This window comes from Nitrobacter sp. CN101 (assembly GCF_055390255.1).
Map to the genome: position 1 here is coordinate 490,551 of NZ_AP038833.1, position 17,792 is coordinate 508,342.

At 62.0% G+C, this 17,792-nt stretch carries 13 protein-coding genes and 1 other RNA gene; 5 read left to right on the plus strand and 9 right to left on the minus strand.

Translation table 11 applies throughout. The annotated features are described in order from the left end of the window. Positions 1–10: 10 nt before the first annotated feature. From rocF to ACZ5IL_RS02325, 6 genes are all read right to left on the minus strand, one after another. Positions 11–985: an arginase gene (rocF, locus tag ACZ5IL_RS02300; RefSeq protein WP_464594923.1), complete on the minus strand. Its 975-nt coding sequence runs from the start codon at positions 983–985 to the stop codon at positions 11–13. After that, a complete protein-coding gene (gene ligD / locus ACZ5IL_RS02305) occupies positions 982–3,723 on the minus strand; it encodes a DNA ligase D (RefSeq protein ID WP_464594924.1) in 2,742 nt (913 codons plus the stop codon). The genes rocF and ligD overlap by 4 nt, the downstream gene beginning before the upstream one ends. 65 nt (positions 3,724–3,788) lie before the next feature. Continuing rightward, positions 3,789–3,977 (minus strand): hypothetical protein, encoded by a 189-nt coding sequence (locus ACZ5IL_RS02310; protein WP_425907659.1) that lies wholly within the window; start codon positions 3,975–3,977, stop codon positions 3,789–3,791. A gap of 12 nt (positions 3,978–3,989) precedes the next feature. Then, on the minus strand, positions 3,990–4,970 hold the full coding sequence (gene ku / locus ACZ5IL_RS02315; RefSeq protein ID WP_464594926.1) for a non-homologous end joining protein Ku: 981 nt from the start codon (positions 4,968–4,970) through the stop codon (positions 3,990–3,992). A 153-nt stretch (positions 4,971–5,123) separates the two neighbouring features. Beyond that, the gene (polA, locus tag ACZ5IL_RS02320) at positions 5,124–8,183 is read right to left on the minus strand and encodes a DNA polymerase I (protein WP_464594928.1); all 3,060 of its coding nucleotides are present in this window, start codon (positions 8,181–8,183) and stop codon (positions 5,124–5,126) included. A gap of 102 nt (positions 8,184–8,285) precedes the next feature. Further along, positions 8,286–9,335 (minus strand): acyltransferase family protein, encoded by a 1,050-nt coding sequence (locus tag ACZ5IL_RS02325; RefSeq protein WP_464594930.1) that lies wholly within the window; start codon positions 9,333–9,335, stop codon positions 8,286–8,288. Positions 9,336–9,623: 288 nt separating this feature from the next. On the opposite strand from ACZ5IL_RS02325, the gene hrpB reads away from it, so the two are divergent. The 4 genes from hrpB (at position 9,624) to ACZ5IL_RS02345 (ending at position 15,370) form a co-directional block, all read left to right on the plus strand. Continuing rightward, positions 9,624–12,113: an ATP-dependent helicase HrpB gene (gene hrpB / locus ACZ5IL_RS02330; protein ID WP_464594931.1), complete on the plus strand. Its 2,490-nt coding sequence runs from the start codon at positions 9,624–9,626 to the stop codon at positions 12,111–12,113. A gap of 83 nt (positions 12,114–12,196) precedes the next feature. Continuing rightward, positions 12,197–12,907, plus strand: coding sequence for an MgtC/SapB family protein (locus tag ACZ5IL_RS02335; RefSeq protein ID WP_464594933.1), 711 nt, complete (start codon positions 12,197–12,199; stop codon positions 12,905–12,907). 177 nt (positions 12,908–13,084) lie between these two features. Then, complete coding sequence (locus tag ACZ5IL_RS02340; protein ID WP_464594935.1) at positions 13,085–13,612, plus strand: TIGR02281 family clan AA aspartic protease; 528 nt, start codon at positions 13,085–13,087, stop codon at positions 13,610–13,612. 258 nt (positions 13,613–13,870) lie between these two features. Further along, a complete protein-coding gene (locus ACZ5IL_RS02345; RefSeq protein WP_079445433.1) occupies positions 13,871–15,370 on the plus strand; it encodes a phosphomannomutase/phosphoglucomutase in 1,500 nt (499 codons plus the stop codon). A 45-nt stretch (positions 15,371–15,415) separates the two neighbouring features. Here the strand turns inward: ACZ5IL_RS02345 and ACZ5IL_RS02350 are convergent, their stop codons facing one another. From ACZ5IL_RS02350 to ACZ5IL_RS02360, 3 genes are all read right to left on the minus strand, one after another. Continuing rightward, positions 15,416–15,925 carry an Lrp/AsnC family transcriptional regulator gene (locus ACZ5IL_RS02350; protein WP_079445434.1) on the minus strand — a complete coding sequence of 170 codons (510 nt, stop codon included), beginning with the start codon at positions 15,923–15,925 and terminating at the stop codon, positions 15,416–15,418. Between the two features lie 87 nt (positions 15,926–16,012). Then, on the minus strand, positions 16,013–16,936 hold the full coding sequence (locus ACZ5IL_RS02355; RefSeq protein WP_464594936.1) for a sugar kinase: 924 nt from the start codon (positions 16,934–16,936) through the stop codon (positions 16,013–16,015). A 58-nt stretch (positions 16,937–16,994) separates the two neighbouring features. Beyond that, positions 16,995–17,444 carry an HIT domain-containing protein gene (locus ACZ5IL_RS02360; RefSeq protein WP_464594937.1) on the minus strand — a complete coding sequence of 150 codons (450 nt, stop codon included), beginning with the start codon at positions 17,442–17,444 and terminating at the stop codon, positions 16,995–16,997. A 135-nt stretch (positions 17,445–17,579) separates the two neighbouring features. Here ACZ5IL_RS02360 and ffs point away from each other — a divergent pair. Continuing rightward, positions 17,580–17,676: signal recognition particle sRNA small type (gene ffs / locus ACZ5IL_RS02365), an RNA gene on the plus strand. The last annotated feature ends 116 nt before the right edge of the window (positions 17,677–17,792 follow it).

Consider the following 17,792-nt stretch of genomic DNA (forward strand, 5'->3'; position numbering starts at 1 on the left):
CCGCGCGTGTTCAGATTCTATCCGGCTCCAGCGCATTGCTCGGAGTCGGGCGGTCGGTGATCTGCTGCCCGAACAGGCTCGCGATCAATTCCACCGCGACCCGCGCGGTTCGCCCGCGTTCGTCGAGAAACGGATTGAGTTCGACGATGTCGACCGAACGGACCAGTCCGGAATCGTATAGCAGTTCCATGACGAGATGCGCCTCGCGATAGGTCGCTCCTCCCGGAACGGTCGTGCCGACGCCGGGCGCGATGCCGGGGTCCAGGACGTCGAGATCGAAGCTGACATGCAGGACGCCATTGTGTGCCCTCACTCGCTCGATGACGCGATGAATCAATACGGACACGCCGAACTCATCGATCGCGCGCATGTCAGCGACCGCGATGCGACGGTCTTGCACCAGCTTCTTCTCGAGCGGGTCAATCGAATGGATGCCGAACAGGTCCAGATGCGCTGGCGAGATGGCTGAGCGCGGCTCGTCGCCGAGCAGCCCATCAAGCCCGGGCTCGCCGCACGCAAAAGCGGCCGACATGCCGTGCATGTTCGCGGTCATGGTCGTCAGCGGCGTATTGTAATCGGCGTGAGCGTCGAGCCAAAGTACGAACAACTCGCGTCCTTGTTCATGCCAATAGCGTGCGACGCCGTTGATCGAACCCATCGAGAGGCTGTGGTCGCCGCCAAGAAAGATCGGGATCGCGCCGGACTTCGTCAGATCATAAGCGCGCGGGCTGAGTGCGCGGACCCATGCCTGGATATCGCGGTAGTTGTTGGCCTTCGCGGGAATTGGGTCGGTTGCCGGCACGACCTGAGCAATGGAGATGTCGCCATGATCCAGGACGTCGATGCCCAGGTTTTCCAGCACCGGCTTGATTCCCGCGGTCCGCAGTGCTGCTGGCCCCATCAAGGTGCCGCGTTGCGATGCGCCCATGTCGATGGGAATGCCGAGCAGCGCGACCCTTCGGCTACTACATGTCATGTTCGTCATCGTACGAGCCTGCTGATTGCGGTGGTTAGCGGACGCGCGGCCTTGTCATAGTCCGCCCACGCCTTACTCTTTTTCAAGAGATATGGCGCGGTGCGGAGTGTGAAACGTTTAGGATCGAGACCGGCTTTCACCTGAGACCAGTTCAGCGGCATGGATACAGTGGCGCTTGGACGCGCGCGCGGCGACAGCGGCGCGACAGCCGTCGATTTGGTATCGTTGCGAAGATAATCGAGAAAGATTTTTCCCTCGCGCTGCTTCTTCGACATGTTGATGAGATATTTATCGGGTGCGTCAGCGGCCATTTGTTCGCAGACGGCTTGGGCGAACATCTTGGCTTGCTTCCAGTTCAATCCGTCTTTTTGCTTGATTGCAAGCGGCGTGACGACGTGCAGCCCCTTGCCGCCGGTGGTCTTGCAGAACGTTTCTAGCCCGAGCGCCTCGAGCCGCTGCTTCATGTCCTTGGCCGCAGCGATCACGTCGGGGAATGCGATGTCCGGCGCGGGATCGAGGTCGAATACCAGCCGTCCCGGCACCGTGTATTCGTTGGGCGCGCAATTCCACGGATGCAATTCGATACCGCCGATCTGCGCCACCGCCGCCAGCGCTTCGACGCGGTCGATCTGCAGATAAGGCTTTCGGTCGCCCGACACCTTCGCTTGCGTGACCAGATCCGACAGGCCCGGCATGGCGTGGCGCTGGAAGAACGTCTCGCCGTCGATGCCATCTGGCGCGCGCACGATCGAACACGGCCGTCCGCGGATGTGGCCGATCATCCAGCCGCCCACGGCTTCCATGTAGGTGGCAAGATCGAGCTTGGTGACCGGCTGCCTGTCCCCCGCATCCGGCCATAGCGCTTTATCCGGATGCGAGATCACAACGCCCATCACCGTCGAGCGATCGCGCGCCGCAGTCGTGCGAGGTTGCCGCGATCTGGTCGTGTCGGTGTTCGCTGCTGGTGTGGCTTGCGCGTTGGGCTGCGTTGCGTTGAGCTTTGTCTTGTCGAGTCGTGCCTTGTTGAACCGTGGGGCGGGCGCACGGGCCGGCATTTCCGCCCGGACCTCGCGCGCCGGCTTGTCTGCGCGCAGCCCTTTGAAGGCTGCTTGCCGGACCATGCCGTCATCAGTCCAACCGGCGAATTCGATTTCGGCGACCAGTTCAGGTTTCAGCCAATGAACGTTGCGACCGCCGGCCGGCGCATTCTTGCCGGTGAAAGGACTTTTCGATGCGGCCGCGGCTTTCAATGCCGGCATGATGCGTTTCACGGTATCGCGGCCGTAGCCGGTGCCGACGATGCCGGTATAGACGAGGTGGTCGCCGTTATAGACGCCCGCCATTAGCGAGCGGAATTTCCCATTCGTGATTTTCCAGCCGCCGATAACCACCTCGTGGCCGGGCCGGCTCTTGATCTTGAGCCAACTTCCGCCACGGCCGGCGCGATAGGGCGCGTCAGCGCGCTTGGAGATGATGCCTTCGAGGCCGGCGTCGCGGGCGGATGCGAGCATCTGTTCGCCGTTCACGTCAAAATGCTCCACATAGCGGATCGGTGCGCGGTCGGATCTTGCAGAGCGCCCGAGCAGCTTGCGAAGCCGGTCCTTGCGCGTCAGCAGCGGCAGCGGGCGCAGATCCTCGCCTTCGGCAAACGGAAGGTCGAAAGCAAAGTACACCAGCGCATCCGTCTTGCCTTCGGACAGCGCGGCCTGCATCGCCGAGAAATCCGGATCGCCCTTTGCGTTGAGCGCGACGATCTCGCCGTCGAGGATGGCGTCTGGCAGTTTCGCGGCCGCCTTTGCGATGGCTGAAAACTTGTCGGTCCAGTCGAGGCCTTTGCGGGTTTTGAGCGTCACGTCACCGTTCTCGATCCGTATCTGGATGCGATAGCCGTCGAACTTGATTTCATGCACCCAGCCCTCCGCCGATGGCGGGCGCGTTGCCGTTTCGCAAAGCTGAAGTCCGGCGAAGTCCGGCATCTCGCCTTTGATCGCGCGGGCCTTGCTGGTTTGGGTCTTGGCTTTTGTCTTCGGCGCCTGCTTGCGGGCTGATGCAGGTTTGGCGCGCGTTCTTGTCGCGCGCGCCTCCGCGGCAGCGCCCTTGTTCGAATCCCAAACCGCGTCAGAGCCGGCGATTTGCCTGGTCATCATGAAAGGCTCCGGCGCTTTGCCCTTGCCATCCGCGATCTGCTTCAGTGTACGCCCGGACGCGACGGAGCGGTCGTCATTCAGCACGTCTTCGCCGCTTCCGGGTCTGGCATAATCGTCGCGGTGTTTGATCAGCAGCCAGTTGGTGCGCTTTCCGCCGCTGCGGTCATGCTTCATGCGCACCAGCACCCATTCGCCTTTGAGCTTCTCGCCCATCAGCGCGAATTTAAGGTCGCCCTTGGCGAGGCCTTTCGCCGGGTCTTCGGCGTACCAGTAGCCGCGATCCCAGATTTCCACCGTGCCGCCGCCATATTGGCCTTTGGGGATGGTGCCTTCGAAGTCGCCGTAGTCGAGCGGGTGATCCTCCACCTCGACCGCCAGACGTTTCTCGGTTGGGTCGAGCGAGGGGCCGCGCGTCACGGCCCAGGATTTGAACACTCCGTCATATTCGAGACGGAAGTCGTAATGCAGCCGTGTGGCGTCATGCATCTGGATGACGAAGCGCCGCTGCTGTGAGGTCGCGACGCGCGCTGCGCCGCTCGGCTCGGCGGTTTTCGAAAAGTCGCGTTTCTTGCGGTAGGTGCTGAGCTTTCGGGATGGCACGGCGACGGCTCCGATCAAGGATCAAACGTCGGCAACGCCCGGTAAGCGTAAGAGTGCTGCCGGCGTCACGCCTTTTTCTTTCCGACGCCCGCACTCTTCCGCAGGGCATCCTTGAGATCAATCGGCACGCCATGCTTTTTCAAGAGGTCGGCAAAAGCCTCGTCGGCCAGATCCTGAAGGGTCGCCATGCGATCGCGGCCGAGCTGCGTCAGCGCCGCCATGGTCTCGTCGTCGAAGGCGATTAGTTTGCGCATCGGTGCGGCCGGTTAACCGGCCTTGCGTTTCGCGGTGGAGCCCTTCGCCGTCGATGTCTTCGCAGTTTTGGCCGGACGCTTCGCAGGCTCCCGCTTAGCCTCCTTCGCGGCGGCCTTTTTGCCCTCGATCGGAAACAGCATCTCGCGCTGGCCTTCGATACGCTTCCTGGACTTCTTGCCCTTCGCAGGAGTTGCCTTGGTCACGGCCGGCGCAGATTTGCCGCCCTTCAGGCTCTGCCGCAAGGCATCCATCAGGTTGATGACATTGCCTTCGGTCTTGACCTTGGCTTTTGCGATCGGGTGGCCTGCCTTCTTCTGCTCGATCAGGTCCAGCAGCGCCGCTTCATAATGATCCTTAAAGGCGGTCGGCTCGAAGCGGCCGGACTTCTGCTCGACGATATGTTTGGCGAGATCGAGCATGTCCTTGGTGATCGTCGCCTCCTTGATGTCGTCGAAATAGTCCGATGCCTCGCGTACCTCGTAAGCGTAGCGCAGCAGCAGGCCGACCAACCCGTTGTCACGCGCTTCAAGAGCAATGACGTGCTCGCGATTGGTTAGCACCACCCGAGCCAGCGCGACCTTGCCCGTCGCCTTGATGGTGTCGCGGATCACGGCATAGGCATCGTGTCCGACCTTGCCGTCCGGCACCAGATAATACGGCCTGACGATATAAAGATCGTCGATCTCTGCGCGCGGCACAAACCGGTCGATATCGATGGTGTGGGTGGACTCCAGCGCGATGTTGTCGAGTTCGTCCTTCGTCACTTCGAGATACGTATCGGTATCGATCTTGTACCCCTTGACGATATCGTCGTTGTCGACCTCGTCGCCGGTTTCGGCATCGACCTTCTGATACTTGATACGGTGCCCGGTCTTGCGATTGATCTGGTTGAAGCTGACCTTCTCGGACTCCGAGGTCGCCGGAAACAGGGCTATCGGGCAGGTCACGAGCGAAAGACGTAAAAAGCCCTTCCAGTTAGCACGCGGGGCCATCGAAAACTCCATACGCAACGGGCTGAAAACTGCAGAAAGGGATTCAATATCACGAGCGGCGAAACGTTCCGAGTCGAAGACAGCGTGTGCAGCTATCAGCGCCGTCGTGCGGTTCTTGTTGTGTTCTTGCCAGGTCACGCCGTTGGGACGGTCCTAATGTGCCTCGTCCCAATTATCGGCGGCGCGGGCGTCAACCTGCAATGGCACCGACAGCAATACCGCCGGGAATGGCGCATCCTGCATCACATGCTGTACGACCGGCAGCGTTGCCGCGACCTCCTCGTTCGGCACTTCAAAAATCAGCTCGTCATGGACCTGCAGCAGCATCCGTGCGGACAGCCTCTTCGCCGCGAGCGCATCGTCCATCCGCGCCATGGCGCGGCGGATGATGTCGGCAGCCGACCCCTGCAGGCGCGCGTTGATCGCGGCGCGCTCGTTGAAGGCGCGATGCGAGGGGTTCGGCGACTTGATGTCGGGGTAATGGCATTTGCGGCCGAACAGGGTCGTGACATAGCCGTGCTCGCGGCAGAAATCGCGAGTCGCATCCATGTAGGCGCGAATGCCGGGAAAGCGCTCGAAATACTTCTTGATATAGGCGGCTGCTTCTTCGCGGGGGATGCCGAGCTGATTGGCGAGGCCAAAAGCCGAGATACCGTAGATGATGCCGAAGTTGATGGCTTTGGCCCGGCGGCGGATTTCGCCGGGCATTCCCTTTACGGGCACGCCGAACATTTCCGATGCGGTCATGGCGTGGATGTCGAGGCCGTCGCGGAACGCCTGCTTCAGCACCGGGATATCAGCGATTTCCGCAAGCAGCCGCAGTTCAATTTGAGAGTAATCGGCTGACACCAGCTTGTGTCCGGGGACCGCGATGAAGGCACGGCGAATCTTTCGTCCCTCCTCGTTGCGCACCGGGATGTTCTGCAGGTTCGGCTCGTTCGACGACAATCGGCCGGTGGTGGTGGCGGCGAGCGCATAGGTCGTGTGCACGCGCTTGGTCTGGGGATGAACGTATTCGGGCAGCGCGTCGGTATAGGTGGATTTCAGTTTGGACACCTGTCGCCAGTCAAGAATCTTGCGCGGGAAGGCGTGGCCCTGCTCGGCGAGTTCATCGAGGATTTGCGCCGAGGTCGACCACGCGCCGGTCTTGGTCTTGCTGCCCCCGGCCAGGCCCATCTTGCCGAACATGATGTCGCCGATCTGCTTCGGGCTGCCGACGTTGATCGGCTCGCCGGCAAGTTGCTGGATCTCGGCTTCCAGCCGGGCCGCGGTCTGCGCGAATTCACCCGAGAGGCGTGACAGCACCTGCCGGTCGATGGTGATGCCGCGCCGCTCCATCCGCGCCAGCGTCGCGACCATCGGCCGTTCCAGCGTCTCGTAGACCGCATTCATGCGCTCGGCGACCAGCCGTGGCTTTAAGACCTGCCACAGCCGCAAGGTGAGGTCGGCATGTTCCGCCGCGTAGGCCGTGGCGCGATCGATCGCCACCTGATCGAAGGCAAGCTTGTTCTTGCCGCTGCCGGTCAGTTCGCCATAACTCAGAGCGGTGTGCCCGAGCCAGCGTTGTGCCAGCGATTGAAGATCGTGGGAGCCCCGCCCGGCATCGAGCGCGTAGGAGATAAGTTCGACGTCGTCCTGATTCTGCATGATGATGCCATGCTGCGCGAGCAGCACGGCACTGAACTTGACGTTGAGCCCGATCTTCAAGTGACCGCTGGATTCAAGGATCGGCTTCAGGATCTCCAGCGCATCGCGGACCGCGATCTGACCGGGCGCAAGACCGGCGGCAAATAGGCCGGCGCCGTCGCCGGCCTGTTTGTGGCTGAGCGGGATGTAGCATGCATCGTTCGGCGCGAGAGCCAGAGTGAGGCCCGACAATTCGGCCTGCATGGGATCAATCGTCGGCGTCAGGGCTTCGAAGGCAAAGCTGCCGTTGTTATCGATGCGGGCGATCCAGTCCTGCAGCCGCTCTAGCGTGCGGATTGTTTCGTAGGTGTCACGCTGGACTGGCAGTTTGCGCACCGCTTCAAGACGGGCGGCGGCAAGGGCCGCAGGCGTTTTGATCTCCGCGTCGCCCGTCGCCTTTGCCTTGATGATCGGCGTGCTTTTCACGACGCTATCGCCGCTACCGAACAGATCGCCGGTGACGGCGGCTCCGGACGCCTTGGGCGCTGTCGAAGAGGCCCCGCTGGCATTTTTTCTGTCCGGCTCGATCTCGGCCGCGTTAAGCTCGGAATAGTCTGCGACGCGTTTTGTCAGCGTGGTGAATTCCATCGCCTTCAGGAAGGCGATCAGCTTGCGGGCGTCGGGCTCTTGCACCGCGAGGTCGTCCAGCGGCACATCGAGCGCGACCTTGTCGTCGAGCAATACGAGCTGCCGCGAGATGCGGGCCTTTTCGGCATTCTCGATCAGCGTCTCGCGCCGCTTCGGCTGCTTGATTTCGCCGGCGCGCTGTAGCAGCGTTTCGAGGTCGCCATATTCGGTGATGAGTTGCGCGGCGGTCTTGACGCCGATGCCCGGCACGCCCGGCACGTTGTCGACGCTGTCGCCGGCTAAAGCCTGCACCTCGACCACCTTCTCCGGCGGCACGCCGAACTTTTCGATCACTTCAGGTATGCCGAGGCGGCGGTCCTTCATGGTGTCGTACATGGTGACGCAGTCGGTGACGAGCTGCATCAAGTCCTTGTCAGAGGATACGATGGTCGCGGTCGCGCCACGCTCGCACGCCTGCCTCACATAGGTCGCGATCAGGTCGTCGGCTTCGAAGCCGATCTGTTCGAGGCAGGGCAGGTCGAACGCTTTCACCGCCTCGCGGATCAGCGCGAATTGCGGGATCAGGTCGTCGGGTGCGGGCGGCCGATGCGCCTTGTAGTCGGGATAGAGCTTGTTGCGGAACGTGACCTCGGACTTGTCGAAGATGATCGCGAGGTGTGTCGGCTTGTCGTCCTTCGGCATGTCGCGCAACAGCTTCCACAGCATATTGCAGAAGCCGAGCACCGCGTTGACCTGCAGCCCATCGGATTTGCGGCTCAACGGCGGCAGAGCGTGATAAGCGCGGAAGATGTAGGAGGAGCCGTCGACCAGAAAGACGTGCTGTCCCTGCATATTGGTCCCAGCTTCAGCTTTCGCCGCAGGAATCGTCGCGGGGATGGCGGCTGGGATCTCGGCTGCGTCGATCGCGGCAGTGGGCTTGGCGGCGGGCTTCTTCGGCATGGCCGCAACTTAAGGAGTTTTCCCGCTGATGGCACCCCCGCGGCGTTCTCATGACCGACAAAAATCGCAGGGGCTTCGGGTTGACCGGGCGACCGAGCCGGATTATTCGGCCGCCGCCTGAATCGCGGAGGCTCGTTTCTTCGGCGCGATCCAGAAGGCGTCAGGACGCTCGAACAGGAAGTTCGCCCGCGTGTTGTGGCAGGCCCACCAGATCAGCACCGCGCCGATCACGCCGGCGATGGTGACGATCAGAGAGATCAAGCCGACATCCTGGATCAAACCTGCTTTCAGCAGGATCGTGCGTGAGGCGGCCATCGGCAGGAAGAACGCGAGATAGATGACGATCGAGTGCTCGCCGCAATAGCGCACGGCGTTCAGCCAGCGCATTTTCGCAAGCAACGTGCCAACGGCGATGATGGCGCTGGCGCCGGCGAGACCGAGCGCGAGCGAAACGATCGGCCATTCGCTGAAGCCAGTATGGACCAGGCCGCCGTTGACAACAGCCCACAGCGCAAGCGCCGCCAGCGTCAATCCCGGATAAGCGCGGGCGCGGGCCGACCATGCGAATACGTAGTTCGCGAACAGGTATCCGGAATAGATGTAGACGAAGCGAGCGGCGAATTCGTCGATAAGCGTCCAGCCGGTCGAGATGTGCGTCATCTCGAGCGCCGCCGCAGCGCCCCAGATCGCCCAAGGCGCGATCCGGCGCGTGGCCTTGATGACCACGAAGAACACCGGCAGCAGATAGATGAACCACAGCGTGCCGAACGGATCGATGAACGACATCAGATAGAGATGGACGACGCCCGGCCAGCCCACCTCGGCGGCAAAGTGGGGGGCCTTGAAGCCGAACTGGATCGCGGTCCACAGAACGTAGAAGTAGAAGAAGTGCACGACCTTGCGGTCGAGGTAGGTGCGCCAGTCCCGGTTAATGACGAGCGGCAGGAATAGGCCGGAAATCAAAAAGAAATCCGGCATCCGGAACGGTTTTGCGAATTCGACCACGAGGTGCATGAAGCCGGTCTGTCCGGCTGCGGCCTCAACGCCCAGCACCGAGTGCATCATCACCACCATGATGATGCAGATGCCCTTGGCATAGTCGACCCAGTCGACCCGTTCGTTTTTCTGCGCAGCTGTGCCGTTTCCGGTCATGGTTGTCTCTTTTCGGCGCGATGGGGCCTGTTTACAGGCGGATCGGTTGCGTTCTCCTTTCACCAATCAAATAATGTGCCGGTTTCCCGGAAAAGTGATCGGACAGAGGTATCGCCTGGCCGTTTGGTAAGTGGTGCGCTAGAGCCTTTCCGCTTCTGATGGAATCAGAAGCGGGGCTCTATCATTCTGATCTGGGGCGTTTTCCCCACGCGAACCGGTTATCCACTTCGCTCGAAAACGCTATAGGACGGTCTTCCCGTTACCATGCCGTACGCGCAGACCTAATCCTTGACGGAAACATTCGCCAACCCGCTTCCGATCGACGCCGTGCTCGGCGAACTTGGGCGCACACTTGCTGCGCACAACGCCGCGGTGCTGGTGGCGCCGCCGGGAGCTGGCAAGACGACGCGGGTGCCGTTGGCACTGCTCGATGCGCCCTGGGTCGCCGGCAGGAAGATCGTCGTGCTGGAGCCACGCCGGATCGCGGCGCGCGCCAGCGCGGAGCGGATGGCGCAGACGCTGGGCGAGTGCGCTGGCGAGACCGTGGGCTATCGCGTGCGCTTCGGCTCCAAGATCTCGCGCAGAACGCGTATCGAGGTCGTCACCGAAGGGATCTTCTCGCGGCAGATCCTCGACGATCCCGAACTGAACGGCGTTGCCGCGATCCTGTTCGACGAGTTTCATGAGCGTTCGCTCGACGCAGACCTCGGGCTCGCACTGGCGTGCGACGTCCAGACCGGACTGCGGGAAGATCTGCGCATCCTGGTGATGTCCGCGACCATCGACGGTGCGCGGATCGCAAAACGTCTTGGCTGCGCGCCGGTGATCGAAAGCGAGGGCCGCGCCTTCCCGATTGAAACGCGATATCTTGGCCGCAAGGTGGATGCGCCGCTGGAGCGGCAGATGGCTGACGCGATCGCGACAGCGCTGCGCACCGATACAGGCTCCATGCTGGCGTTCCTGCCGGGCGCGGCCGAAATCCGGCGCACGCAAAATATGCTCGCTGAACGGGTTCACGATGCATCCGTTGAGATCGTGCCGCTGTTCGGCGCGCTCGACGCCGCGGTGCAGGATCGCGCCATCGCGCCCGCCCCGAGTGGGCGTCGCAAGGTGGTGCTGGCCACATCGATCGCCGAGACCTCGCTGACCATCGAGGGCGTCCGCATCGTGGTGGACTCCGGCATGGCGAGGGTGCCGCGCTTTGAGCCTGACATCGGCCTGACGCGGCTGGAAACCATGCGTGCCTCGCGCGCCGCGGTAGACCAGCGCCGGGGCCGCGCCGGCCGCACGGAGCCTGGTGTATGTTATCGGCTATGGGACGAGCCGCAGACCGCCTCGCTGTCCGCTTATACCCAGCCCGAGATCCTCTCAGCCGATCTGTCGTCGTTGGTGCTCGATCTCGCGCAATGGGGTGTGCACGATCCCGCCACACTGACGTTTCTCGATCCGCCGCCTGCTCCCGCGTTGAACGAGGCGCGAAACCTGCTGCGCGAGCTGGGCGCGCTGGATGCCGATGGCCGCATCACCGACGAAGGAAAAAGTTTGCGCGCGTTGGCGCTGCCCCCGCGGCTCGCGCGCATGATCGTGGGCGCGCATCGTCTCGGCGCAGGCCGGGAGGCTGCGGACATTGCGGCGGTGCTGACCGAGCGGGGTCTGGGCGGCGACAGCGTCGATCTCGATGCGAGGCTCGATAGTTTTCGCCGCGACCGCTCGCCACGCGCCACCGGCGCGAGGCAGCTTGCGGAACGGTGGGCGTCGCAGGTAGCGGCGCCTGTTACCCCTCCGGTCTCTGGTGGGGAGGGAGAAACCTTTCCTTCCAGCGGCGTGATGCTCGCTCTCGCGTTTCCCGATCGCGTGGCGCGCAATCGCGGCAACGGGTCGTTCGTGCTCGCCAACGGCCGCGGCGCGTCGGCCGATCAGGCCTCGGCGCTGGCGCGGTCGCCTTTTATCGCGGTTGCTGAACTGACCGGTACCGCAGCCAACGGCCGTATCTTGCTGGCTGCACCGATCGCGCAGGCGGAGATCGAATCGCGCTTCGCTGGCCAGATCGAGACCGACGAGGAGATCTCATTCGATCGCGCGGCGATGAGTTTGCGGGCACGGCGGCGCAAGCGGCTGCATGCGATCACGCTTGCCGAAGCGCCGGTGGCGGTCGTGCCGTCGGTTACGACAGCGCGCATCCTCGCCGAAGGATTGATAGGAGCAGGCCTGGATCGCTTGCCGTGGTCGAAGCCGCTCAAGCAATGGCGCGACCGGGTCATGTTCCTGCGCGCGGCGGAAGGCGAGGAGTGGCCGGACCTGTCCGATGCCGGGCTTGTGGCCACAACCGACATGTGGCTGGCGCCCGCGCTGTTCGACAAGACCGCTTTGACGGAATTTTCGGTCGGCGATCTGTCGGAAGCGCTGATGGCGTTGTTGCCTTGGAGTTTGCGCGCGCGGCTAGAGCGCGAGGCGCCGACCCATTTTGAGGCGCCGACTGGCACGATGCTCGCGATCGACTACGAAGCCGAGCAGGGGCCGACCATCGCCGTCAGATTGCAGGAATTGTTCGGCCTGACGACGCATCCGTCGATCGCGCAAGGCAAGGTGCCGCTGGTTCTGGAATTGCTCTCCCCGGCGCATCGCCCGGTGCAGGTGACGCGCGACCTGCCGGGCTTCTGGCGCGGCAGCTATGCCGCCGTTCGTTCTGATCTGCGCGGGCGCTATCCCCGGCATCCCTGGCCGGACGATCCGGCGAATGCGCCGCCGACACGGCGGGTTAAGCCGCGCGGGACCTGAAGGGGCCGATTGAGCGGGGAACTCGTGCCATTGATGAGGCGTTGACGTGACGTCTCGCGCCGTGACCCACCTTGAGGCCCTTCATGGACATGCCTCTGCACCCGACCTGGTCGGATATCGCGATCCGTCTCGCTCTGACAATGGTTGCGGGGGGCATCGTGGGGTTTGACCGGGGCGTGCAAGGGCATGCGGCCGGATTTCGCACCACCATTCTGGTCGGTCTTGCTGCTTCGATCGCCATGATCCAGGCGAACATTCTGCTATCGACCAGCGGCAAAACGGTTGAGTCCTTTGTCCAGATTGACGTCATGCGTTTGCCGCTCGGCATTTTGACCGGCGTGGGGTTCATCGGCGCCGGCACCATCTTCAAGAAGGGTGACCTCATCGCCGGCGTCACCACCGCGGCGACGCTGTGGCTGATGACCGTGATCGGGCTCGCGCTGGGTGGAGGTCAACTCGCGCTCGGCATGACTGCCACTGCACTGGCCGTCATGACTCTGGGGGCGCTCAAGTGGGTCGACTATTTCATTCCCCGTGAACGCAGGGCCCGGTTGATCGTCGCGGACGATACGCAGATGCGGGCGGTCATCGAACTGCCTGTGATGACCCAAGAAGTGGGCTACCGGGCTAGTTTTGCGGAAGCCAAGCGCCGCGATGACGGATGGATCGATTGCTCATTCGACATCTCGTGGCGTCGCGCTGGGCGGTCCTCGTCACCGACCGAACTATTGATGCTGATCCACAGGCGCTATGCGGTCGTGGCATTCGCCTTGACGACGGAAGATGGTCGCTAGCGAAGTCATCCACTTCGCTCCAAAACGCTATAGGTTTTCCCGATCGGCCCACAGCTCCGCGCGCGTGTTAACGCTTCGCTCATCCTTTTGGCACAAATAGCAGCTTCGCCATTGCTCGTAGCCGGCTGGTGGCGGTCGCGAGATCGCCGCGTCGTCATTTGTCAGTGAGTGTGCGCCATGCGTAATCTGATAATTCTTGCCGCGCTTCTGATCGGTGCCGGCTCCTATATGGCGCAACTGGCCGACGAGATGACCACGACCGCAGCCGCGCGGCCCACCACGTCGACGCAGCCGATGGCGTTCGCCGCGCTTCAGGATAATGCCCAGGCTGGAATCCGCAGCATTAGCATTGCACGCGACGGCCGGGGCCACTTCCAGACAGAAGGCCGAATCGACGGCCAGCGCATCGGCTTCATGGTCGACACCGGTGCCTCCGTCGTCGCGCTCAACGAAAGCTCGGCCGCGCGGCTCGGCGTGCGGCCCTCGCAGAACGACTACACGACGACGGTGACCACGGCCAACGGCAAGCTCAAGGCGGCGCGTACCCGGCTCGCCATGGTCGACATCGGCGGTCTCATTGTGCGCGATGTCGATGCCATGGTGCTGCCCGACGAAGCGCTGTCGGAAAATCTTCTTGGTTTATCTTTTTTGTCTAAACTCAAGCGCTTCGAATTCGCGAACGGGCGGATGATGCTGGAACAGTAATTCGGCGTCGGCGTCGGGGCTGACGCGTGTTGTTTCGCCGTCGCGAATTATGCCGCAATTGCCGTTCACAGACCTGTAGCGTTTTTAAGCGAAGTGGGTACCGGTTCGCGTCAAGAAAACGCGTTAAAATAAAAAGCTTGAGCCCTGCTTTGATGTCATCAAAGCAGGAATAGTTCTAGCTCCCGCATTCCAGCAGCAGTGGTATCGCCAGCGCTGCATTTCCTTATGTCATGTCCTTTCCTTGAGAGGCCCATCCGCATGTTTCCGAAGCCGAAACCCGTTCTGGCACCGAACACCTATGCCTATGAATCCGAGCCGATGGTGAAGGCGACCGGCTTTCGCGAATATGACGCGCGCTGGCTGTTCGGCAAGGAAATCAACCTGATGGGCATCCAGGCGCTGGGCATGGGCCTTGGCACGCTGATCGGCGAACTCGGCCAGAAGAAGGAGATCGTCACCGGTCACGATTTCCGCAGCTATTCGTCCTCCATCAAGTACGCGCTGATCTCCGGTCTGTTGGCGTCGGGCTGCAAGGTTCACGATATCGGACTTTGCATGACGCCGATGGCATACTTCGCGCAGTTCGAGCTCGACGTCCCCTGCGTCGCCATGGTGACGGCCTCGCATAACGACAATGGCTGGACCGGCGTCAAGATGGGCGCCAACCGGCCACTGACGTTTGGGCCAGACGAGATGACGCGACTCAAGGAAATCGTGCTCGGCGCTGCCTTCGCCACCAGGGCGGGCGGCTCCTATGAGTTTCACGACAGTTTCCCGGCGCGCTACATCGCTGATCTGACGAAACGGCCGAAACTGAAGCGCAAGCTGAAGGTCGTGGTGGCCTGTGGCAACGGTACCGCCGGTGCCTTCGCACCGCAGGTGATGGAGGCGATCGGCTGCGAGGTGATCCCGCTGGATACCGAACTTGATCACACTTTTCCGAAGTACAATCCCAATCCCGAAGACATGAAGATGCTGCACGCGATCCGCGACGCGGTGCTCGAACACAAGGCCGACGCCGGTCTCGGCTTCGACGGCGACGGAGATCGCTGCGGCGTGGTCGACAACACCGGCGAGGAGATCTTCGCCGACAAGGTCGGCGTGATGCTGGCGCGCGACATGTCGGCGATCCACAAGGATGCGCATTTCGTGGTCGATGTGAAGTCGACAGGATTGTTTGTCACTGATCCGGTATTGCAGCAGCAGGGCGCGCGGACGACCTACTGGAAAACCGGCCACTCCTACATGAAGCGGCGCACCAATGAGCTCGGCGCGCTCGCTGGTTTCGAAAAATCCGGGCACTTCTTTTTCAACGCGCCGATGGGCCGCGGTTACGACGACGGACTGATCTCGGCGATCGCTGTGTGCGAGATGCTCGATCGCGCCGCCGGCAAATCGCTGGCGGATCTGAAGGACGCCTTGCCCAAAACCTGGTCCTCGCCGACCATGTCGCCGCATTGCGCCGACGAGGCCAAGTACGGCATCGTTGACAGCGTGGTGAAGCATTTCGAGGCGGCCAAGGCCAACGGCGACAAGATCGCCGGCCAGCCGATCCGCGATCTTGTCACCGTCAACGGCATCAGGGTGACGGCGCAGGATGGAAGCTGGGGGTTGGTGCGGGCGTCATCGAACAAGCCAGAGCTTGTTGTGGTGGTTGAAAGCCCGGTCTCCGAGCAGCGGATGCGCGATATGTTCGAGGTGATGGACAGCGTGCTGCGTACCCATCCCGAGGTCGGCGAATACAATCAGAAGATTTGATTGTCAGGAATACACGGGTGAAACCGCGTATCCCGATTGAAATCGCTACACCGCGCTTGCTGCCGGCACCGGCAGCGCCGTTACCGATTTGATCTTCTCCATCGCGAATCGGGAGGTGACGTTCTTCAGCGCGACCGAACTAATCAGCTTCTTGTAAAAGAGGTCGTAGCTCGCCATGTCGGCGACCACGACGCGCAGCATGTAATCGACGTCGCCCGCCATGCGGTAGAGTTCCATCACCTCGGGCATCGCGCGGACCGCATTGGCGAAGGTTGTTAGCCACGTATCCGAGTGGTCGCCGCTTTCAACCGATACGAACACTGTTATGCCGAGCCCGATCTTGTTCTGATCGACCAGCGCCACGCGGCGCAGAATGATGTCATCGGCTTCGAGCCGCTGGATACGCTTCCAGCAGGGCGTCGAGGACAAACCGACCCGGTCGCCGATCTCGGCTACCGACAGGGATGCGTCCTCCTGGAGTACGGTGAGAATCTTGCGGTCGATGGCGTCGAGGCGGCGACCGGATTCAATGGTCTGAAGGGCAAGATCGCTCATGGCTAGAACATTATTCCAATATTGAGGGTGTTCAAGCTCATATATAGAAAAATATTCCAATGCAAGTGTCGTCAGCGGGGGCTTGGGTTAATTCGAACCGCCGTGCTCCAAAAAGGCTTCCACTTCAGCACGTTGCGGGCAGGCGAAGGCGCCGCCGAAACGGGTGCATTTGATGGCGGCCGCGGCGGAGGCGAACCTGAGTGCGTCTTCAAGACCCTGATTCTCGGTCATGGCGAGAGCGAATGCGCCATGGAAGACGTCTCCGGCGCCCAATGTGTCCACGGTGTGGACGGGGAAGGCGGCGGTCTGGCGGAGGCCGCCGCCATTCGGATCGCGCCACACTGTTCCTTGAGAGCCGCGCGTTCCGGCCAGGAAGGATGGAGTGACCTTGGCGAGCTTCTGCAATGCCGCTACGTCGTCGGCGATGTCGGCAGTAGCCTGAAGGGCTTCACTTGAGAAAATCAGATGTGAGGATGCTGTGAGCAGACCCTCGCGCATTGAAATGGCGGAATCGACATCGATCACGACCGGGATGCCGCGCCGCCGCGCTTCAGCGCAAAGATCTGTGCAGAATGCCGCGCATCGACTTTCAGCAAGGATGGCGTCGCAATCGCTGAGCATCCTGTCAGCCTCGGGCAAGCGCACCTTCCACAATTCGGGATCGCGGAAGGTGATGATGGTTCGCTCGCCGCCCGGATCGATCATGACGGTAGAGATCGGCGTCACCAGACCTGGCATGTGAACGATGTCCTGCATCGCGATGCCGAGCTCTGCCGCCTTGTCGAAGATGTAGCGGCTGGATGTTTCGCCGGCGTCCCCCATGGGGCCGCAAAACGCCACTCCGCCATCGAGCCGGGAAATGGCGATCGCCGCGTTGAATGCGTTGCCGCCGGCGATTTCCTCGAAGCGCTCGGCGCCGATCTTCAAGCCGCGTTTCGGGAGGCCCTGCACGTGAAAGGTCAGGTCGCGCACTGGCATGCCGATACACAGGATGCGTGGCTTTTTCATCATGCGGAAATCCTTGCCAATGAAGAAGATTGGGACAAGCGGTTAAACCGGCAGGTTTTGCTCAGGTTCCGTCGGCCGGAATTCTGACAATGGTCTCGCCGAGCCCTGTCCTGCGCCTGATAGCATCCAAGAATGCGTCGAGTTCTGCTGCATTGTATGCGAGCGCGGGCGCCACGCCCCAGACCGGGCGGGGCCATGCAAAGTCTGCTTTGCGACGCGCGATGATATGGACGTGAAGCTGGGGCACCTGATTGCCGAGCGCGGCCACGTTGAGTTTGTCGCAACCTGTGATGTCCTTGAGCGCTTCTGACGCCTGACAGATCTCCGTCATCAGGTGTGCGCGGTCATCGCGATCGAGGTCGATGATCTCGATCGCACCAGCCCGTCTTGGCACCAAAATAAGCCAGGGATAGCTGGCATCCTTGCTCAGCAGCAGACGGCTGAGCGGCAGGTCGCTGATGGAGACCGTGTCTTCCTCGAGCTGCGGATGAAGCGACCAGGCTTCGGACATCGTTCGCGGACACTTTTTGAGGACGGCCAATGCAAACTGGCGTGGCGATCCGCCGAGGTCAATGGTTCAGACGGCTCGTTCCGGGGGCGCCCTCGCTGCTTGCTTTCCTGGGCTTTTGGCCCCAAATAGGAATTGGGAGATTGGCGGTGGACGAGCCACTCGCCAACCGGGTCAGATCCGGAAGGAAGCAGCCCTAACGAGGTCCGGATCGGGTCGCTCGTCAGTCTCCTACCTCTTTTGGGCGAACCATGTTTTTCGGAAATCTTGCCAGCGCCGGATAGGCGCAGTCCGAAGGTTCGCTTCGTTGTTCCGCAAGCCGGCTTCGAGAGAGAAAATTGCGGATCGCTC